The organism is Lysinibacillus irui (assembly GCF_028877475.1).
In the GTDB taxonomy this organism is placed as follows: Bacteria; Bacillota; Bacilli; order Bacillales_A; family Planococcaceae; genus Lysinibacillus; species Lysinibacillus irui.
Map to the genome: position 1 here is coordinate 1,720,003 of NZ_CP113527.1, position 19,659 is coordinate 1,739,661.

The 19,659-nt window shown below is 39.3% G+C and carries 20 protein-coding genes; 14 read left to right on the forward strand and 6 right to left on the reverse strand.

Translation table 11 applies throughout. From position 1 onward, the window contains the following. Positions 1-184 precede the first annotated feature (184 nt). The 4 genes from OU989_RS08360 (at position 185) to OU989_RS08375 (ending at position 4,712) form a co-directional block, all read left to right on the forward strand. Positions 185-1,546, forward strand: a complete 1,362-nt coding sequence (locus OU989_RS08360) for a PepSY-associated TM helix domain-containing protein (protein WP_274796679.1) — start codon at positions 185-187, stop codon at positions 1,544-1,546. A 171-nt stretch (positions 1,547-1,717) separates the two neighbouring features. Continuing rightward, positions 1,718-3,196, forward strand: a complete 1,479-nt coding sequence (locus OU989_RS08365) for a sensor histidine kinase (protein ID WP_274796680.1) — start codon at positions 1,718-1,720, stop codon at positions 3,194-3,196. Beyond that, the gene (locus tag OU989_RS08370; protein WP_274796681.1) at positions 3,174-3,860 is read left to right on the forward strand and encodes a response regulator transcription factor; all 687 of its coding nucleotides are present in this window, start codon (positions 3,174-3,176) and stop codon (positions 3,858-3,860) included. Before OU989_RS08365 ends, OU989_RS08370 begins: the two co-directional genes overlap by 23 nt. Before the next feature lie 162 nt (positions 3,861-4,022). Continuing rightward, positions 4,023-4,712, forward strand: a complete 690-nt coding sequence (locus tag OU989_RS08375; RefSeq protein WP_396631769.1) for an ankyrin repeat domain-containing protein — start codon at positions 4,023-4,025, stop codon at positions 4,710-4,712. A gap of 125 nt (positions 4,713-4,837) precedes the next feature. Here the strand turns inward: OU989_RS08375 and OU989_RS08380 are convergent, their stop codons facing one another. Next, positions 4,838-5,614, reverse strand: coding sequence for a CPBP family intramembrane glutamic endopeptidase (locus OU989_RS08380; protein WP_274796683.1), 777 nt, complete (start codon positions 5,612-5,614; stop codon positions 4,838-4,840). 392 nt (positions 5,615-6,006) lie between these two features. Between OU989_RS08380 and OU989_RS08385 the strand changes: the two genes are divergently transcribed. Beyond that, the gene (locus OU989_RS08385; RefSeq protein WP_274796684.1) at positions 6,007-7,092 is read left to right on the forward strand and encodes an Ig-like domain-containing protein; all 1,086 of its coding nucleotides are present in this window, start codon (positions 6,007-6,009) and stop codon (positions 7,090-7,092) included. A 108-nt stretch (positions 7,093-7,200) separates the two neighbouring features. Here OU989_RS08385 and OU989_RS08390 read toward each other — a convergent pair whose 3' ends face one another. The 4 genes from OU989_RS08390 to OU989_RS08405 form a co-directional block, all read right to left on the reverse strand. Further along, positions 7,201-7,806, reverse strand: a complete 606-nt coding sequence (locus OU989_RS08390) for a response regulator transcription factor (RefSeq protein WP_274796685.1) — start codon at positions 7,804-7,806, stop codon at positions 7,201-7,203. Further along, a complete protein-coding gene (locus OU989_RS08395; RefSeq protein ID WP_274796686.1) occupies positions 7,803-8,918 on the reverse strand; it encodes a sensor histidine kinase in 1,116 nt (371 codons plus the stop codon). The genes OU989_RS08390 and OU989_RS08395 overlap by 4 nt, the downstream gene beginning before the upstream one ends. Positions 8,919-8,931: 13 nt before the next feature. Then, complete coding sequence (locus OU989_RS08400) at positions 8,932-10,059, reverse strand: DUF418 domain-containing protein (RefSeq protein ID WP_274796687.1); 1,128 nt, start codon at positions 10,057-10,059, stop codon at positions 8,932-8,934. Positions 10,060-10,212: 153 nt separating this feature from the next. After that, positions 10,213-10,920, reverse strand: a complete 708-nt coding sequence (locus OU989_RS08405; protein ID WP_274796688.1) for a class I SAM-dependent methyltransferase — start codon at positions 10,918-10,920, stop codon at positions 10,213-10,215. A 159-nt stretch (positions 10,921-11,079) separates the two neighbouring features. Here OU989_RS08405 and OU989_RS08410 point away from each other — a divergent pair, with 159 nt between their 5' ends. Then, positions 11,080-11,325: a hypothetical protein gene (locus OU989_RS08410; RefSeq protein WP_274796689.1), complete on the forward strand. Its 246-nt coding sequence runs from the start codon at positions 11,080-11,082 to the stop codon at positions 11,323-11,325. A gap of 51 nt (positions 11,326-11,376) precedes the next feature. Here OU989_RS08410 and OU989_RS08415 read toward each other — a convergent pair whose 3' ends face one another. After that, positions 11,377-12,426 carry an NAD(P)/FAD-dependent oxidoreductase gene (locus OU989_RS08415; RefSeq protein ID WP_274796690.1) on the reverse strand — a complete coding sequence of 350 codons (1,050 nt, stop codon included), beginning with the start codon at positions 12,424-12,426 and terminating at the stop codon, positions 11,377-11,379. Positions 12,427-12,573: 147 nt separating this feature from the next. On the opposite strand from OU989_RS08415, the gene OU989_RS08420 reads away from it, so the two are divergent. The 8 genes from OU989_RS08420 to OU989_RS08455 all read left to right on the forward strand — a co-directional run bounded on the left by OU989_RS08420 (position 12,574) and on the right by OU989_RS08455 (position 19,649). Continuing rightward, entirely contained in the window at positions 12,574-13,362 is a 789-nt protein-coding gene (locus OU989_RS08420; RefSeq protein ID WP_274796691.1) for an ABC transporter ATP-binding protein, read from the forward strand. 13 nt (positions 13,363-13,375) lie between these two features. Continuing rightward, a complete protein-coding gene (locus OU989_RS08425) occupies positions 13,376-14,302 on the forward strand; it encodes an iron-hydroxamate ABC transporter substrate-binding protein (protein ID WP_274796694.1) in 927 nt (308 codons plus the stop codon). 24 nt (positions 14,303-14,326) lie between these two features. After that, the gene (locus OU989_RS08430; RefSeq protein WP_274796695.1) at positions 14,327-15,328 is read left to right on the forward strand and encodes a FecCD family ABC transporter permease; all 1,002 of its coding nucleotides are present in this window, start codon (positions 14,327-14,329) and stop codon (positions 15,326-15,328) included. Beyond that, on the forward strand, positions 15,321-16,328 hold the full coding sequence (locus OU989_RS08435) for a FecCD family ABC transporter permease (RefSeq protein ID WP_274796696.1): 1,008 nt from the start codon (positions 15,321-15,323) through the stop codon (positions 16,326-16,328). Before OU989_RS08430 ends, OU989_RS08435 begins: the two co-directional genes overlap by 8 nt. A 157-nt stretch (positions 16,329-16,485) precedes the next feature. Then, positions 16,486-17,427 (forward strand): NERD domain-containing protein, encoded by a 942-nt coding sequence (locus OU989_RS08440; RefSeq protein ID WP_274796698.1) that lies wholly within the window; start codon positions 16,486-16,488, stop codon positions 17,425-17,427. A gap of 537 nt (positions 17,428-17,964) precedes the next feature. Next, the gene (locus OU989_RS08445; RefSeq protein WP_274796699.1) at positions 17,965-18,108 is read left to right on the forward strand and encodes a hypothetical protein; all 144 of its coding nucleotides are present in this window, start codon (positions 17,965-17,967) and stop codon (positions 18,106-18,108) included. 863 nt (positions 18,109-18,971) lie between these two features. Beyond that, the gene (locus OU989_RS08450; protein ID WP_274796700.1) at positions 18,972-19,193 is read left to right on the forward strand and encodes a hypothetical protein; all 222 of its coding nucleotides are present in this window, start codon (positions 18,972-18,974) and stop codon (positions 19,191-19,193) included. A gap of 36 nt (positions 19,194-19,229) precedes the next feature. Continuing rightward, the gene (locus OU989_RS08455) at positions 19,230-19,649 is read left to right on the forward strand and encodes a MarR family winged helix-turn-helix transcriptional regulator (RefSeq protein WP_274796701.1); all 420 of its coding nucleotides are present in this window, start codon (positions 19,230-19,232) and stop codon (positions 19,647-19,649) included. Positions 19,650-19,659 lie beyond the last annotated feature (10 nt).

A 19,659-nucleotide genomic window follows, 5' to 3' on the forward strand; every position in this document is an offset into this window, starting at 1 on the left:
TTGCCCTAATCATAGTCAAACTTGAGTCAAAACAGGTTTGGCTATGATTATTTTTGTTCATAAATATCATAATACCAATTGGAATACATTTGTTTGTCATAAAACTGCCTTTAGGACTTCATTCATATTTCACTTTTACTTTATATAATAAATTTGCTATATATAAAAAGAACGGAGATTAAATATGAAAAATTTGCTTTATTCAAGGTTTTGGCGGCTACATTTTTTCGCAGCACTTTTTATAACGCCATTATTGTTATCTCTTACTTTAAGTGGGATTGGCTATTTATTTTTTACAGATGTAGAGAACAAATTATATGATGATTACTTTTTTGGAGAAAGCCATAAAGAAGAGGTCTTAACGATTGATGAAGCCGTAGAAAAAGCGGAAGCGGCATTTGCGGGGTACTCCACAACTAAAGTCATTATGCTGGAAGAACCATATAATACCCGTTTAACATTATCAAATGGGAAAGAAGAAAAATATGTATTTTTAGATGATCACAATCAAATGGTAGGTAGTCAGGATGCCAACTATACATTCTCTAATATTATGAGAAATACGCATAGCTCCCTATTTATTGGCGGTACATTTGTCAATTATTTAGTAGAACTAGCAGCATGCTGGACTATCTTTTTATTACTGTCAGGTCTTTATATGACATTTAAAGGGAATGCTCTGAAAAAGCACAAGTCGGAAAATAAACGCCAAAAAAGTAAGAGATACCATGCGCTTGTTGGGACCATTATTACGATTCCAATGGTAATGTTCATTTCTACAGGGCTATTATGGTCTGCTTTTCAAGGGTCAATCCTTTCCAATATTGCTTCAGAGAGTCCAACGTTTGGTTACCCAATATTACAGCAAAAGCCACCAACATCGGATGTCTCGGAAATACCATGGGCGACTCGCCAATTAGAAGCACCATCGTCTGAAGGCGAACATGCACAGCATCATGGAGGCGGCGCTGTCCGTTATACAAACGACAACCAAATCTCGATTGCTAACCTTGAAAAAGAAATCGATGCAATGAATATCACTAAGCCTTATTCAATTATTTACCCTTCAAATAGTGAAGGCGTATATACAGTGGCAAAGGCTAGTAACTCTGGAGTAACGGGTCTAGATGTCAAACCTACAGAAGAAGCGACAATGTATTTTGATCAATATAGTGGCAAGTTTATCGATCAAGTCAACTATAAGGATTACGGTATGTTAGCCAAGTTCTTTTCATGGGGTATTCCTTTACATGAAGGCCACTTATTTGGCTGGCCTAATAAGCTGCTAAACTTAGTGATTTGTCTCGCCTTTTTAGCTGTCATTGTCTGGGGAATTCGCATGTGGATTTTACGTAGGAAAAAAGGCGAGCTGTCAGCACCACCTCAAATTTCTCATAAAATTTCATTGCCTTTTGTGATCTTCCTTATTATTTTAGGTGTATTAATGCCATTGTTTGGCGCTTCCTTGATCGCTGTAGTGTTGATTGAACTTATCATTATTGGCTGGCAAACAAAAAAGAAATTAAGAGCAGAAGAAACAAAATAAATGACTGGATACGGCACAGCATTAAGGTGCCGTATCTTTTTTTGTGTTGTTTACTTCAATAGCATACGCGCAATACTGTAATTGTTTATAGATTTTTCAGCCGAATTTTATAAAGTTTTAAGATTTGTATGGTACATTGCTAGTAGCTTCAGCTTTATTGGGGGAATGTAGATGTCAATTAAAACGAGGTTTTTACTATCTTATATTGGTGTTATTTTTATTGCCATCGCTCTATTACTAGCAGCAGTTTTTCTTTTTTCCTTTGCTATTACAGGTGATGTTAAAGCGATTGAGCATTTTTATAAAAAATCCTATGTCCAAAAACCTTTGACAACGGTAGAGGAAAATGCTTTTTTGGATTTAAAATTACTAGCTAAAACTGATCCCAAGCAGCTTTTAGATGTCAAGCAGCTAGAAAAAATAAATGCCCCTGCGATTGAGATTGTTGTACGAAAAGATCACCAAATTGTCTATTCTACGCAGAAAAACCATAAGCAATTGTTGCTGAAAAGTTTACCTGGTTTTGAGGCAACGAATATAAATTCTCGTGACACCATCATGATTAATCAAGCATTTTATACGTATGTAAAATTCGATTTTTATTTTCCGGATGAAACAGAGGGAAGTATTTTCGTTTTACGAGAGGTTAGTTCCCGTGCAGAAGTAACACGAGAGCTATTACCTATTCTTTTAGGTATTTTATTTGTCTTATTTATGATGATTATTGGCATATTAAATTATTTAGTTTCGAGAAGTATTATTAATCCAATTTCTGCTTTAAAGGAAGGGGCAGAACGCATAAAATCGGGTGATTTGGATTTTGAAATTACGTCCCGTTCGAATGATGAAATAGGACAGCTTAATCGATCGTTTGAAGAAATGAGGATTAAGCTGAAAGAATCGATCCAGCTGCAGCTTCAATATGAGGAAAATCGAAAAGAATTACTATCAAATATCTCACATGATTTAAAAACGCCAATGACCTCGATTATTGGCTATGTAGAGGGCATCAAAGATGGTGTGGCGAATACAGAGGAGAAGATGGATAAATATTTAACAACTATCTATACGAAAGCAAAGGATATGGATGTATTAATTGATGAGCTGTTCTTATTTTCAAAGTTGGACTTAAAAAAGATTCCATTCCAAATGGAAAACGTCAATTTACAGCAATATATGCATGATTATGTAGAGGATGCGAGCTTTGATTTTATTGATCGAGACATTCACTTACAATATATATCAGCGGACTCACCACTTTTTGTTATGGCTGATCGTGATAAATTAAGAAGGGTCCTGTCAAACTTATTAAGCAATAGTGAAAAATATATGGATAAACCATATAAGCAAATTATTATTTCCTTACATGAGCGAGTAGATGACGCGATTATTCAAGTAACAGATAATGGTACGGGTATTGATCCTGTCGCATTACCTCACATTTTTGATCGCTTTTACCGTGCAGAGCTCTCACGTAATTCGCAAACAGGTGGGAGTGGCTTAGGCTTAGCCATTGCGAAACAAATTGTGCTTGAAATGGGCGGCGACATTTGGGCGAACAGTGAGCTAACAAAGGGGACGAGCATTTTCATTTCATTGAAAAAGGCGGAGGAGAAGGTGAAAGAACATGAAAAAAATACTGCTAATTGAAGATGAAGTGAGCATAGCAGAGCTCCAACGAGATTATTTGGAAATTAATGGGTTTGTAGTGAATATTCAGCATCAAGGAGATGATGGACTGAAACAGGCACTTGAAGGTGATTATGATTTAATCATTTTGGATATTATGCTGCCTGGGATGAATGGCTTCGAAATTTGTAAACAGATTCGTGCAGTGAACAATATTCCAATACTGTTTGTGTCGGCTAAAAAAGAAGATATTGATAAAATTCGAGGTCTTGGACTAGGAGCAGATGATTATATTACAAAGCCCTTTAGTCCAAGTGAGCTAGTGGCAAGGGTCAAGGCTCATTTATCGAGATATGAGCGTCTTGCAACAAATCAGCAAACCAACCATTTGATGTCCATCCATGGCATTACTATTGATACATCAGCCAGAAAGGTTTTTGTGAATGGAGATGAAATTGCCTTTACGACAAAGGAATTTGATTTGTTGGTATTTTTTGCGAAACACCCCAATCAGGTATTAAGTAAAGAACAATTATATGAGCGTAACTGGGGTTATGAATCAGCTGCGGATGTTTCGACTGTTACTGTCCATATTCGAAAGCTACGTGAAAAAATTGAACGTGATCCCGCACAGCCCAAATTTTTAGAAACCGTTTGGGGAGCAGGCTATCGCTTCAATGTATAAGAAAAGATATCTCGTCTTGTTGGCGAGGTATTTTTTTGTACAAGATTTTAGACTTTTTTAAGAAATGGTTAATAGGCAATTTAGCATTACCACGTACACTAAAGAAAGTACATCATCAAATTAGAAAGGGGTGTATGACAGGTGAAGGAGATACAGGCAGTTATGATAGCATTATCATTTTTACTGCAAGGGTGTTCCTCCAATGATACAGAGGCTATCCAGCTTGATAGAGGGGGAAGTGAAGAGGTGAAAACAGATTTGACAGGCGAGCTTTTGAAAGCAGCAGAAAAAGGAGATATAGAGGTGCTTCGAAAGGTTCTGGAGCAAAAAGTAGATATCAATGCTCAGGATGCAAACAAGCGAACGGCCTTAATGATTGCTACATATAATCAGGATGTGGAGGCAGCCAAGCTATTAATTGAGGCGGGGGCAGATGTTAATATTCAAGATAGCATGCAAAACACACCGTTCCTCTATGCAGGAGCAGAAGGCTATCTCGATATTTTAAAGCTTACTATTCAGGCGGGAGCAGATCCTACGATTTTGAATGGATATGGCGGAACAGCATTAATTCCAGCAGCAGAGCATGGTCATGTGGAGGTCATCGAGGAGTTATTAACGAATACAGACATTAACGTCAATCATGTCAATCATTTAGGATGGACAGCCCTAATGGAGGCGATTGTCTTAAATAACGGCAATCCTACACAGCAGACCGTGATTCAATTATTAATTGAGCATGGTGCAGATGTGACTATACCCGATCAAAATAATGTTACACCATTGCAACACGCGAAACAGCGAGGCTTTCAAGAGATTGAACAAATCCTAATTGCCGCGGGAGCAAAATAATCCACATTATAGACAAAAGGAATCTAGAGGTCACGCTCTCGATTCCTTTTGTTGTACGATATATTTAAAACCTCCATATGCGAACCTTTAGAGTTTTTATTGAAGAAAATAAGAGATATAGAAAATTATTGTAAAATGTTGTTTTTATAATTATTTTTTCTTTTATCAATTAGCAACAAAACTGACAGCACGACTACACTCAATATCACTATAAACAAAAAAGACAAGTAGAGCGTCATAAATCCTCCAAATGTCTCATCAAACTCTAAAAGAGCGACATCTGGGTTATACATGCCTCCCATGGAAATATATCTAGCCACTTCAAGATAAACAATATGAAAGAGAATACTCATCCATAGTGTACCTGTATATCTTCTATATAGCTGTAGAGCAATGCCAAAAATGAAGAGTAAAATAAAGTAGTCTATAGTTACTGTAAATGGTTCACTAAAGAATATGGATGCCATGGCCATCACCATAATCGGCACACATATGAAAATTAACGGTTGCAAAATTAATGAGATGATAAACCGATATTTCTTATGCAACTCTTCAAAAATTAGTCCCCGGATAAAAACTTCTTCTGGAAATGCCTCATACATAAATGCTGTTAATGAATTGATTAAAATAGCGATAATGACATTTGTTGTCAAGTTCAACCTGACATTTTCTATGCCACCAAATAAATAAGCTGTTAAAATGCCTGATACGAGTAAAATAAAAGGCAACGCAATACCGAACATCAACTTAGATAATGAATTAACACCCTTCAATCCAATATTTTTTAAAAAATCTGGATTTTCTCTTTTAAGTACAAAAAGGACAACAAGCGTTAACCCAGTAAAAATCATTCCTTGTAAAAGCATGGCTATTTTTTTATCCATACCTTGTGTATCTATCAAATATTGTCCGACATTTCCCGAAACAAAGAGAAATAGTGATACGAGTACAAAGTACAAAAGCAACCGGCTAATCCTGAATGTCGAAGAACTTATTTGAAATCCCCCTCTTTTTAATGTGGTGTCGTTATAGATTACGTATCAACAAGTGTATAGTTTCAATTTTCTTAAAGTGAATTATGGAAAATTATAGAATATTACCAATGTGTATTCCAGTTAATGGTCTGTTTGTTATTGTTACATACCAGATGTTTTGAAAATTTCTTTCTAGTTGTTCTTAAATTATTTTTCTTATTTTTTTATTTTTTTTTAATAGTTTATTTATTGGCAGTTTAGATATGGGCTTTATGATAAATCTTGTAAACCAAATGACACCAAAAAGGAGAGTTTTATAGATGAAATTAAGAAAACGTATGGTTCCAGCAGCATTAGCATTATCCGTTTTATCAGCAGGTCTTGTTACATTTAACGAGCCTTTGAATGCAGAGGCAGCAAGTAAGAAAGTGGTAACAGCTGCCGAAAATGAGCAAGTAGCAAAGATTACAAATATTAAGCCATTAAATACAATGACACTTCAAATTACATTTAACCAGCCGTTAGCAGCAGCTGATGTAGATCTGAATAATCTAGATGCAATTAAACAGCATTTTACGTTTAATGGAGATTTAGAGATTGTCAATGTGCCACGCTTAATGACAGGATCTAAGAGTACATATATTGTACCGACGACATTCCAAGAAGATGACTTCATCTATACATTGAGCTATAAAGAACAGCGGAATAAAGTTTTTGAAGGAACAGATGAAAAAGTATTTGTGCGCAATGTGGAGCAAGTAACAAACGATACATTTACATTGGAATCATTCCAAGAGGATGGCGTTGTGGACTATGCCAATATTATTGAAGCATATCGCGCTGGTCGTGGAGATTTAGCATTTAGCTTAGATCGTCATAATCGAGATGCGAGTGGCAAACGTTTTGATGTTATATCTTCATTACGTGACCGCTATGTGACAGTGAAAACAAGTGAAGGAGAAGAGTTTGTAGCAAACTATGTACCATTCACGCAAGCAGCAGATGGCAGACAAGCTCCTCAATTTAGATTACCGGCTGGACAAATATTAAAACCAGGTGTCACATATCGCGTGTACTCACAATGGGCGGAAATGGATGTAAAGAGCTTTGTAGCACAAGAAATCGCACCATTTACACTACAATCAGCAAAAGCTATTGATGAAAAATCATTCGAATTACAATTAACAAATGATCCTCAATCTGATTTACTAGCAGGAAGAAGTGTTGAGCTACGTGGAAATGATGGTAGCACATTACAAGCACAGTATCGCTATTCATCACGTAAAGGTGCTGTAGGTATCTTTGATGTTGCGAACGGTGGCACGTTAAAAGCGAATGTAAGTTATACAGTTATGCCATTAAACAACTGGGCCACAGCAACAAATGTAGTTCTACAAGGAAAATAATTTTTAATAGAATAATGAATCTGTCATTTGAAACCTAAAACCTGAAACCTAATAGATGTAAAGTATCCAAATAAAAATCTCGTCACATGCTGTGGCGAGATTTTTTAGCTATAGCCAGCCTTTTTCACGTGCTACCTGAGCGGCTTGCTGTCTAGATTCGACCTGTAGCTTTTGAATAGAGGTTGATAAATAATTGCGAATGGTGCCTTTTGTTAAAAATAATCGTTTACTAATTTCATTTGTCGTTAAGCCTTCTTGAACAAGTTGTAGTACGGCAATTTCGCGTTCATTTAAAGGGTTATGCTCTTTCATAAATAAGGTAGCGGCTAAATCCTTGCTGACTACCTTTTCTCCTTGCATGATTTTCCGAATTGTAGCGATTAAATAATCAATGGGTTCATCTTTTAGTAGATAGCCGTGAACCTCACAGTCCATCGCTTTTTGTAAATAGCCCGGGCGTGCAAAAGTTGTGACAATCATGACTTTGCAGGGGAGGTTAGCCTGTTTAATTTTTTCTGCAAGCTCCAATCCTGACAAATGAGGCATTTCTATATCTACGACACAAACATCAGGTAGCTCCTGTTGAATGTAGTCCCATGCTTTTTGACCATCTGACACTTCTGCTATTACTTCAATATCTGGTTCAAAAGATAAGAGCGATGTTAAGGCACCCCGTAGCATTTGTTGGTCCTCAGCTAGTAATACACGTATCATGTTAGAGGCTCCTTTCCATCTTGAATGGGTATGGTTAGTACCACACTTGTACCTGTAGGTGTGTTATTTTCAACCGTGGCCGAGCCCTGAAGAACTTGCATTCTTTCTTTCATTGAATGGATGCCATTGCCAAGCCCTTTCTGCGATAATCCAATTCCATCGTCTTTCATCTCTAGCGTATACAGTCCATTGTGACAATGGATTGTCATGTGGCATTTTTTTGCCTCACTATGCTTGAGGAGGTTTGTCGTAGCTTCTCGTACACATAAAGCAAGCATCGTTTCCTCCACGCTAGAAAGGACGATTGTAGGGCATTGATTGTGTAGCGTTGTTGTAATATTCGCGCTTTGTAATAGTTGCTGACAGTGTATTAACTCGGTCTGTAATGATACAAAATTCATATCAGATACGAGCTCTCGTACTTGTTTTAGGGCGGTACGAGTAGTGGCTAGTATCTCATTTAATTCTTGTTTGACACTTGAAGGATCTCGGTCGATTAGTTTAGTCGTTAGCTCTGTTTTGATTTTAATCATCGTCAGCGTATGACCAATCGTGTCATGGAGATCTCTAGCAATTCGCTGTCGTTCCTCTTGTTGAACGAGCTGCGTATTGACATCAGCCAATTCAGATTGTAGGTTTTTCGACTTTTCTACAAAATAAATAAGGACAGGAAACACCATTTGAATAATCATCATTGGTGCTAGTACCTGTGATTCAACTGTTACTAGCGAATCTGTAGTAAGTTTCATGACGCCTAAAAACATGACAGCTATACCAAGCATCCCAATCGCGATATGCCATTTCGATTTGGCTCTTCCTAATAAATCGGCAAAGGTAAATCCGAAAATCAGCATAAAGATGTCCTCATATATACCGAGGATAGTAATAAGGAGGAAGGCTACAAGTGAAGCTACAAGCAACCTCCAATCTCGATGCCATAAAGCTATATAGAAGGCACCGAGATACAAGCCTAAAATCGATATTCGAGCTGCCAAAGGGAGAGCTGAATGAGACCATAACACCATCGTTATTAAAACAATCAAGGACATCACATCGATGATTAAATAATGCTTTATTTGTTCTCTAGGATAAATTTTTATTTCATACACCATCCTTTGTTGCGTATTACTGTGTCATCGCTTGAATGGTTTTTTTACGAATCCACTCCATCGGGCCCATATGAAAGCGCTGCTGCCAAAATGACGCTAACATGAGCTGTAGGCAAGATAGGGCTAGCCAAATACTGATAATAACAATGCTATTTAATTGACCTCCTAAGCCAAGCCCCCAGCCATAAAAAATGATAGAAGCCAGCACGTTTTGGAGGACATAACAGCTCAAAGACATCTTGCCAACTTGTGCAAAACATTGCCACAGCCAATCCAGTCTCTTATATTCTACCAGTTTACCTAAAATACCAATATAGCCAATTGATAGAATAGGAGCACATAAATAGCGAACAGGTAAATCAAACAGTCCACCAGGAACAAATAACAGTAAATTTAACGGTAGGCCAATATATATACCGATTTTAAAGAGCTTTTGACGAGCTTGACGTCCTTTGTCATGCTGCGAAAATACCTCATTGCGCATGAATTTCACACCAAGTAAAAATAAAAAGACATTCATTGGGATAATAAAAATGGCTTCTGTTCGATAAAATAAAAAATTCGTCAGACGATGTTGAACTTGTGCAAGCCATGTGCCCTGTTCATATAGAGCAGCCACAGTTTCCATACCATTGAAGGAAATAATTGTACCCTGTAGGCTACTAATGAAAATCAATAGAATCATAAGGACATGAAAGCTACCAAACAGATAGAAAGCCCATGTCATCACTTTGTCACCTAATCGGATTAGGAAGGCAACTATGAAAGCTGTCACTGCGTAGCTCATTAAAATATCGTATTCCATGACAAGTGTATAATGCAGCAATCCTTCCAAACCTAAAAAGACAATTGTCCAAAGATAGACGCCCGGCCAAGCATTTCCTCTTCGTAGAGCTTGTTGGTATTTTAATTGTAAGCCTACCCCAAACATAATGGTTAACAGCCCAAGGAGCTTCCCATTGACGAAAAATAGGACGACCATTCGTAAAAAGTCATTGAAGGACCACCAACCAGAATAATTACTCGTTGTGATATACGATAAATCTCCTAGATAAGCAAAAATCCAAATATTTGTGCCAAGTGTTCCTAAGACAGCAAAGCCTCTTAACATATCGATAAAGGGGAGTCGTTGTTGTGTTTGCATAAGTTTAATCACTCTTTCTTTTGTTTTCTTATGTTTTAAGAATAAGAAATTATAAAGAGAAAACCTATTCACAGCAGTCAAAGAATCTAGATGACAGGTGTCATAAAATTGCTGTAACGGCAAAAAAACCAGCAACATTAGAAGCTGGCTCATTTATTTTGTACATGAATAAATACGATAGTCCAAATATTTTCCGTATTTTTCGTTCATCGTCATATGCTCATCCATTACATCTAGTAATTCGGGTTCAATATGTTGGGAAAAATGAAATTCGTGCTGAGACGAGATGGATTTATTTTTTTGTATTCGAATATTGTGAAACCCAGCTTGCTGCAATAATGTGACCCAATCCTTTTTCGTAAGAAGAGATTCAAATCCATAAAACTGCTGGATTTCTTGTGCTAGTTGGGAGGGAAGTATTGCAGGAAGGGTGAATTCAATGGCAATAAAGCGGCCCCCTTTTTTTAATAAACGATAAATCTCTTGTAAAGCCCGTTGTTGATTGACAAAGGCCAGAACCGATTCGGCAAGAATGAAGTCAAAAGACTCTTTTTCAATTGAGGTTTGCTCAATCGAGCCTTCTATAAGGTTGACAGCTAAATGAGTTTTTTGCATTCGTTGTCTAGCTTTTTCGATCATAAGAGGATGAACATCGATGCCCGTGACATTTGCCTGATAGAAGGAAGCTAAATAAGCAGCAGTTTGCCCTGTGCCACACCCCACATCTAAAATGTCTACACCTCGCTGGATATTCTCATGTTCAAAAAGTGCTTTTGATAGATTAATGCCCCCAGGATGTGCACCTCCGATACCAAATTTAGCTAAAAATTGGAGATAATTAGAGCTTTGAATAATAAACACCTTCTTTTTTCTTATAGTATGACAAGAAAACTAGTAAGGTGACGTCCATATAGTAGTGTCTTACGAAATATATTATTTTTAACACTTCTTCAAATGTCTAATTCATCCTTAAAATTCGCACATATACTATCTTGAAGCTTTCAGATAGGGGGTGTATAAATGCCATATTTCCATCCAAATGCTAGAAGGGGATCATATCCGCCGAGCAATAGACAATATTTTGGCCCACCTTTTCGAGGTAGATCCATACAACAACCTTACTATTCTCCTAACCAACAATCACAAGGTTTAAGATTAGGGAATTTGCCTGATCATTTAAATACGATTATGGGGCACGCTGGGACGATTACGAATGGAGTCAATATGTTAAGGCAGATGGGGTCATTACTAAGTTTATTTAAATAAAAGCTAAAAACCCTCTTAAGAGAAGGATCTTAAGAGGGTACATAAAAGTGTTTAATTGACTTGGACAAGTTGCTTTTCAATAATAGAACGATTTTTTTCTTTAAATAGCTCATTATGAGAGGAGACCATACCATGACGATAGGCTGATGGCTCTAAATAAGTCTTAATCGAGTTAACGGCATTAGCCGCATCCTGGAATGTCCCAAGTAGTAAATTAATTTTTCCTTCAAACGATAAAATATCTCCTGCTGCAAAAATGCCAGGCTGTGCCGTCTCTCCAGTTGCTCTTCCTTCTACATAATAATCATCCTTTTTAGGAACAGCAATGGCCTCATCAAATGTGAGGGATGCTTCACAATTATAGCCGTGGCTTACGATCACCTCATCGATTTGACGAATATAGCTTTGTTTAGTTGTCGTGTTTTCACATGTCACTAATTGAATAGCCGTTTTATTAGCATTGGCAGTAAGCTTTGTAATAGTTGTATTACACTCAATGTGTACACCAGCATCCAGTGCTTCCTGTACAGTTGCTTCATGTGCAGATAACTTCTCTTTACGGTAAACAACGGTCACACTTTTGGCAATCGGGCTTAATTCAACAGCCCAATCAATGGCCGCATTGCCACCACCTGAAATCAAGATATCCTTATCAACAAAGCGTTTATAGGATTGTACAGTATAATGTAAATTCGCCATTTCGTATTTTTCAGCACCTTCAAGTGTTAGCTTTTGTGGATTGATAATGCCACCTCCTACAGCTAACAGCACTGTTCTCGAATAATGCTTTTCACCCGTCGCTGTATGTATGATAAATAGATCATCCTGGCGTTCAATAAAATCTACCTTTGTGTTAGTCAAAATCGTAGGATCAAACGTTTTTGCTTGCTCGATTAACTGTTTAGCAAACTGCTCGCCTAACACAGGAGGATGTCCGCCAATATCCCAAATCAACTTTTCAGGATACAGTAATACTTTTCCACCTAACTGTGGTTGGCTTTCCAATAATTTTGTTTTTAATCCACGTAAACCACTATAAAAGGCACTATATAAGCCAGCAGGGCCTCCGCCAATAATTGTCACATCGTATATAGGTTGCATTTTTATTGCCACATCCTTAATGAATAGTAAAAAAGTAATTGACAAAATCTTATCGGAAAACTAGACTAATTCTAGTGATAATGATTATCATTTTTAACTATGAATATCATAGCATGGAAATAAGTAAAAAGAAAGTGAGGGTCCGTTTTGCGTTTAGAAGTTGACTCGATACGTGTTGGTTATGAGAGCAAAACCATTGTGCATGACTTATCATTGCAAATTCCAGATGGCAAAATTACGACGATTATTGGTTCAAATGGTTGTGGAAAATCAACGTTATTAAAGGCCATTACGCGTATTTTAAAGCATGAGAGTGGGCAGGTCATATTAGATGGTCAAACGATTTCCAAGATGAAAACGAAAGAATTGGCTAAAGAGCTGGCAATTCTACCACAGAGTCCAGAAAGTGCACATGGTTTAACAGTGGAAGAGCTAGTATCCTACGGTCGATTTCCTTATCAAAAGGGCTTTGGGAATTTATCTCAAAAGGATAAAGAGGTAATCGATTGGGCTCTACAGGTGACCAAAACAACAGACTTCCGTTTACAATCTGTGGATGCTCTATCTGGTGGACAGCGTCAGCGTGTGTGGATTGCGATGGCATTAGCTCAGGAGACTGACATTATTTTTTTAGATGAACCCACAACCTATTTAGATATGGCGCATCAGCTTGAGGTTTTAGAGCTGCTATATAAGCTCAATGAAGAACAAGGACGTACCATTGTCATGGTCCTCCATGATTTAAATCAAGCGGCACGTTTTTCAGATTATATTGTAGCGCTTTCACAAGGTGAGCTGGTGAAATTCGGAACTGCAGAAGAAGTGATGGTTCCAGAAGTATTGAAAAAAGTATTTAATATTGATGCGGTCATTGGCAAGGATCCACGAACAAATAAACCAATGTGCATTACATATGACTTATTACAAACGGTATAAAAGGAGAAGGACAATGAAAAAGTGGCTATTACCTATGTTCATGATGCTTGTATTAGTACTTGCAGCGTGTGGCAATAAAGAAGAGAAAACAGAGAAGGCAGATGAAGGCTCAAAAGAAGCAACGTCAGCAGAAACAATTACCTATCAATCAGAGACAGGTCCTGTGGAAGTACCAGCAAATCCTAAACGAGTAGTGGTATTATCGTCATTTGTAGGGGATTTATTACAGCTTGATGTAAATGTTGTAGGTGTGGATGCTTGGGCAGCGAAAAATCCAAACTTCGAAGATGCTATTAAAGATGCAGTGGTTGTTGAAAATACAGATATAGAAAAAATTCTTGAGCTAGAGCCTGATTTAATTATTGGCTTAAGTGGAATTGAAAATGCTGATAAACTATCAGAAATTGCGCCGACAGTGTTATTTACGTATGGCAAAGTAGATTATCTTCAACAGTTTATTGAAATAGGGAAAGTTGTAAATAAAGAAAAAGAAGCAACGGCATGGGTAGAAGATTTTAAAGCACGTGCGTCTGAAACTGGTAAAAAAATTAAAGAAAAAATCGGTGAAGATGCAACTGTCACAGTGGCAGAAAACTTTAATAAACAGTTTTATATTTACGGTGATAATTGGGGTCGTGGAACAGAAATCCTTTATCAAGAAATGGGCTTAAAGATGCCTGAAAAAGTAAAAGAAACTGCTCTAGAGCCAGGCTACTATGCGATTTCTCAAGAAGTATTAGGGGACTATGCAGGGGACTATGTCATCTTTAGTATGTTCCAAGATCAAGATAATTCCTTCACTGATGCTGCGTGGTTTAAAGATTTAGAAGCAGTGAAAAATGGTCAATTATTTGAAGTGAATGCCAATGCCTTTTACTTCAATGATCCTATTACATTAGAGTATCAGTTAAAGTTCTTTGAAGAGAAATTTTTACAATAATTGAGTAGAGAGTAGCGAAGGCAAATGACAAAGTTTCGAAAGCTTCCATTTTGGCTTCAGGTATTGCTTGCTTTGACCGTATTATTTGGTACGGCCGGTATCTCGTTGTGCTTAGGGGCAGCGAATACGAGTATTCAAGATGTCTTTCAAGCAATTGTCGGACAAAGTGGTGGTAAACATTACACGATTTTACGAGAAATTCGCTTTCCTCGTATCATTGCAGCTATTTTTGTTGGTAGTGCACTCGCTGTCGCTGGAGCAATTATGCAAGGGGTTACACGAAATCCATTAGCTGATCCAGGGCTGCTTGGTTTAACGGCAGGGGCCAATGCTGCCCTTGCCTTAACGATGGCATTTATTCCGAAATTCTCATATTATACGTTAATTTTAGCCTGCTTTGTTGGAGCTGGAATTGGCATGATGATAGTTTATGGAGTGGGTGCTTCTACTAAAAAAGGCTTTTCACCATTGAAGCTTGTGCTAGCGGGTGCGGCTGTAACGGCATTATTACAAGCAATCGCTGAAGGGACAGGCATTTTATTTCAAATTTCCAAGGATGTATCCATGTGGACAAGTGGCGGATTCATTGGCACAACATGGCAGGCATTATTAATCGTACCTGTCATTGTGATTGGTTTACTGCTAGCGTTTGCTTTTAGTCGCCAATTAACGATTTTAAGTTTAAATGAAGAGGTAGCAGTGGGCGTTGGGCAAAATACAACGATGATTAAAGGTATAATGATGTTTGTAGTGGTCATACTTGCAGGCTCAGCGGTGGCACTCGTTGGGAATCTAGCATTTGTTGGCTTAATGGTGCCGCATATGGTTCGTGCATTTGTAGGAACCGACTATCGTTTTGTCTTACCGATGAGCGCTATTGTTGGCGGCTGGTTTATGGTGACAGCTGATTTTGCAGGGCGTATGATTAACGCACCATATGAAACACCTGTTGTGGCGATTATTTCAATTATTGGTCTACCATTCTTCCTACTTTTAGTGCGGAAGGGAGGACGCCAATTTGTTTAAAGACGGTCGTAAAAAACAGCGCAAATGGTTAATCCTTTGGCTAATTGTTACTCTGTTTATTTTTGTTATGGGCATATCATTAGGTGCTGCTTCTGTATCCATTGATCGTATTATTCCAACCTTGCTCGGCGATGGAAGTTTTAAAGAGTCCTTCGTGCTATTTTCGGTCCGCTTACCAAGAATGTTTGTGCTAGCTGCTGCAGGCATGGCGTTAGCTTTAGCAGGCGCTGTGTTGCAGGGCGTTACTCGCAATGATTTAGCGGATCCAGGAATGATTGGGATTAGTGCGGGTGCAGGAGTTGGGATTACTATATTTTATTTATTAGTGAAGGGGGATCTCCCTCACTTTGCTTATGTCTTACCTGCTGTAGGCTTTTGCAGTGCCTTATTAACAGCCCTATCGATTTACTTTTTCTCCTATCAGCGCAATAAGGGTGTGCATCCCGTGCAGTTTATTTTAGTGGGGGTAGGGGTCGCTTCAGCTCTATCAGGAGTCATGATGGTATTAATCTCCTCAGCCGAGCGTAGTGATGTACAATTTATTGCACAATGGCTAGCCGGTAATGTATGGGGCACGGATTGGCCATTTTTCTGGGCATTAGTACCTTGGCTTGTGCTAGGTATTCCTTATATTTTTTACAAGGCCAATGTCTTGAATGTCTTGGCTATGACAGAGCAAACAGCGGTAGGCCTCGGCATGAATATAGGGCGAGAACGTTTGCGATTATTAATTGTCGCGGTTGCGTTAGCGGCTGCTGCGGTATCGATAACAGGTGGTGTAGCCTTCATTGGTTTGATGGCCCCCCATATTGCCAAACAACTCGTTGGCCCACGCTATCAATTCTTTTTACCACTAACATTACTTATTGGAGCGAGCTTGCTTATGCTGGCTGATACGATTGGACGTGTTGCCATCGCCAGCGCAACTGTCCCTGCTGGTATTGTCGTGGCATTTATTGGTGCACCTTATTTCTTATATTTATTGCGGAAGAATGTCTAGAAAAGTATGAATCAAAATTAAGTGATGCTCGAAAGAAAAGACTTTTGTTCTAGCGAAAATAGGGAAATATTTATTTTAAACATTCTATATAACAAGTTTTTAGGAACCTCATTCGTTGAGGTTCTTTTTTTATATAATCATGGCAGGAGGTGATTAGATGATTTTATTAGCACGTCAAACATCAGAGACGCAAAAGATGCTAGAGGCACTTATACAAAGACTTCCTGTATCCCATAGTGAATTTACATTTTATTGTGAGCATTTAAGGCGTCTACAGGCAGGATTCGCTGGTGAACAGCTCGTTGATGCAAAATGGCTTGAACTAGACTTACCATCCCCCCACTATTTTCTCCATGACTTTCAAACAATGAATGACTTTGGTTCTACCCATCAAATGGACACCATCTTCCTCTGTCCTCACTTTGTCCTCATCCTAGAAATCAAAAATATTACAGGCAAACTTTCATACGATGCTTCATTCGCTCAATTAACACGTACGACCCCAGATGGTACAGTCGAAGGCATGACGGATCCATTTCTTCAGCTGGAACGGCATGTAGTATGGATGAAAAAACTAGTACAGAAGGAACGGATTGATTTACCAGTTTTGCATGCGGTGGTATTGGCAACGAGAAATGGTATCTTGACAAAAGGATTTGAGGGGCTGCCTATCTTTCATGTGGCAGGGTTACGATTTAATTTACAAAAATGGATGGAGCGGCATCAACCTAGAGTAAGAGTAGACCTTTTGCGATTCGCCAACCTTTTATTATCCCTGCAAATAAAGTTGAAAAAAGAGGTAGAGGTACCGCTCAAGGAAATGACGAAAGGTGTGTTATGTCCACAATGTGTTAATGGGCAGCGATTATCGTATCACTATAAAAAATGGACGTGCCCACGCTGTGGATTGGTGGACGATGATGCATTGGTTCGAACATTAGAGGACTACAGGTTACTAGTCGGGCAGCAGCTGACCAATCGAAGTTTTCGAGAATTCTTTGCCATTGCATCCCCAAACCTTGCATACAAGTTGTTGCAACAACTCCCATTGAAAGCGGAGGGTGTCAAAAAGCATCGAAAATATTGGATTATGGAATAGAGAGCTAAGAGCTACAATTCAAGCGGTCTGAATTGTAGCTTTTGGTGTTGTAGAGGGGAATGGCGCTTGAAATAGGTTGCTAGAGAGCGGAGAAAGTGGGGGATACGCTTGAAGCAGGTGGATAGAATGCTCAAAGTGACGGATAAGAAGGAGAAAGTGGCGGATAGAACGCGCGAAGTGATGGATAGAGCGGGGAAAGTGGCGGATACGCGTGAAGTGGGTGGATAGAATGCTGAAAGTGACGGATAAGGTTGAGAAAGTAGCGGATAGAACACGCGAAGTGAAGGATAGAGCGGGGGAAGTGGAGGATACGCATGAAGTGGGTGGATAGAAAGCTGAAAGTGACGGATAAGGTTGAGAAAGTAGCGGATAGACCGCGCGAAGTGGTGGATAGAGCAGAGAAAGTGGGGGATACGCATGAAGCAGGTGGATAGAAGGAAAAAAGTGACGGATAAGAAGGAGAAAGTAGGGGATAGACCGCACGAAGTGAAGGATAGAGCGGGGAAAGTGAAGGATACGATTGAGTAGGTGGATAGAATGCTGAAAGTGACGGATAAGAAGGAGAAAGTGGCGGATAGAACGGGCGAAGTGATGGATAGAGCGGAGAAAGTGAAGGATAGAACGCGCGAAGTAGTGGATAGAGCAGAGAAAGTGGAGGATACGCATGAAGTGGGTGGATAGAAAGCTGAAAGTGACGGATAAGGTTGAGAAAGTAGCGGATAGAACGCGCGAAGTGAAGGATAGAGCGGGGGAAGTGAAGGATACGATTGAGTAGGTGGATAGAATGTTGAAAGTGACGGATAAGGTTGAGAAAGTAGCGGATAGAACGCGCGAAGTGAAGGATAGAGCGGGGGAAGTGAAGGATACGATTGAGTAGGTGGATAGAATGCTGAAAGTGACGGATAAGAAGGAGAAAGTAGCGGATAGACCGCGTGAAGTGAAGGATAGAGCGGAGAAAGTGGCGGATACGCATGAAGCAGGTGGATAGGATGCTCAAAGTGACGGATAAGGTTGAGAAAGTAGCGGATAGACCGGGCGAAGTGATGGATAGAGCGGAGAAAGTGGGGGATACGATTGAAGTAGGTGGATAGAATGCTGAAAGTGACGGATAAGAAGGAGAAAGTAGCGGATAGACCGCGCGAAGTGGTGGATAGAGCGGGCAAAGTGGAGGATACGCGTGAAGTGGGTGGATAGAAAGCTGAAAGTGACGGATAAGAAGGAGAAAGTGGCGGATAGAACGGGCGAAGTGATGGATAGAGCGGAGAAAGTGGGGGATACGCATGAAGCAGGTGGATAGGATGCTGAAAGTGACGGATAAGAAGGAGAAAGTAGCGGATAGACCGCGCGAAGTGGTGGATAGAGCGGGGAAAGTGGAGGATACGCATGAAGCAGGTGGATAGACCGGGGAAAGTGGAGGATACACGTGAAGTGGGTGGATAGAATGCTCAAAGTGACGGATAAGGTTGAGAAAGTAGCGGATAGAACGCGCGAAGTGGTGGATAGAGCGGAGAAAGTGAAGGATACGCATGAAGCAGGTGGATAGAATGCAAAAAGTGACGGATAAGAAGGAGAAAGTAGCGGATAGAACGGACGAAGTGATGGATAGAGCGGAGAAAGTGGAGGATAGGATGCTGAAAGTGAAGGATAGAGCAATAAAAGTGAAGGAGACCTCTCTCAAAACCACACATCCCAGGCTAATAGCACATACCCCAAGAGCGACGTTTCGCTTATTTCCTACTAGACAAATAGAGTTTTTAGGTATATAGTTAGCTAGGCTAACTAATTTAAAAGGAAGTGATGTTGTGACGATTGAGCAGGAGTTTTTTAATCAGTATCGTTTAATGTATAGGCCTTTTATTAATCAGCTGAATGTGCAGCTTGAGCCTTATCAGTTATATAGTTCGCAGTGGGCTGTACTGCGTTTTTTGAAAGATAGAGGTCCACATTCATTTGTAGATATCGCTACTTTTATGTCGATCGAGAAGCCGAGTGTGACGAAGCTTGTGCATAAGCTTGTGGAGTTAGGCTATGTGGAGACAGTAGCGGGCAAGGATAAGCGTGAGAAGCTTGTCCATTTATCGGCGCATGGTGATGAGCTGGTGCAGGAGATTAAGTTGCATTTGAGTCCGTTTTTTGAGCATGCCCTAGCAGGTGTGCCAGAGCAAGAGATTGAAATTGCGACCAAGGTTTTAGCGAGAATTTGTATGAATATCAATCAATAGGAGAGAGTAA

Bases quoted from the DNA above. Each gene is read 5' to 3' on its own strand.
- OU989_RS08375 (WP_396631769.1), top strand. From the start codon at position 4,023: ATGATAGCATTATCATTTTTACTGCAAGGGTGTTCCTCCAATGATACA.
- OU989_RS08385 (WP_274796684.1), top strand. From the start codon at position 6,007: ATGAAATTAAGAAAACGTATGGTTCCAGCAGCATTAGCATTATCCGTT.
- OU989_RS08365 (WP_274796680.1), top strand. From the start codon at position 1,718: ATGTCAATTAAAACGAGGTTTTTACTATCTTATATTGGTGTTATTTTT.
- OU989_RS08445 (WP_274796699.1), top strand. From the start codon at position 17,965: ATGCTGAAAGTGACGGATAAGAAGGAGAAAGTGGCGGATAGAACGGGC.
- OU989_RS08450 (WP_274796700.1), top strand. From the start codon at position 18,972: ATGCAAAAAGTGACGGATAAGAAGGAGAAAGTAGCGGATAGAACGGAC.
- OU989_RS08415 (WP_274796690.1), bottom strand. From the start codon at position 12,426: ATGCAACCTATATACGATGTGACAATTATTGGCGGAGGCCCTGCTGGC.
- OU989_RS08430 (WP_274796695.1), top strand. From the start codon at position 14,327: ATGACAAAGTTTCGAAAGCTTCCATTTTGGCTTCAGGTATTGCTTGCT.
- OU989_RS08440 (WP_274796698.1), top strand. From the start codon at position 16,486: ATGATTTTATTAGCACGTCAAACATCAGAGACGCAAAAGATGCTAGAG.
- OU989_RS08400 (WP_274796687.1), bottom strand. From the start codon at position 10,059: ATGCAAACACAACAACGACTCCCCTTTATCGATATGTTAAGAGGCTTT.
- OU989_RS08370 (WP_274796681.1), top strand. From the start codon at position 3,174: ATGAAAAAAATACTGCTAATTGAAGATGAAGTGAGCATAGCAGAGCTC.
- OU989_RS08360 (WP_274796679.1), top strand. From the start codon at position 185: ATGAAAAATTTGCTTTATTCAAGGTTTTGGCGGCTACATTTTTTCGCA.
- OU989_RS08410 (WP_274796689.1), top strand. From the start codon at position 11,080: ATGCCATATTTCCATCCAAATGCTAGAAGGGGATCATATCCGCCGAGC.
- OU989_RS08395 (WP_274796686.1), bottom strand. From the start codon at position 8,918: ATGGTGTATGAAATAAAAATTTATCCTAGAGAACAAATAAAGCATTAT.
- OU989_RS08390 (WP_274796685.1), bottom strand. From the start codon at position 7,806: ATGATACGTGTATTACTAGCTGAGGACCAACAAATGCTACGGGGTGCC.
- OU989_RS08425 (WP_274796694.1), top strand. From the start codon at position 13,376: ATGAAAAAGTGGCTATTACCTATGTTCATGATGCTTGTATTAGTACTT.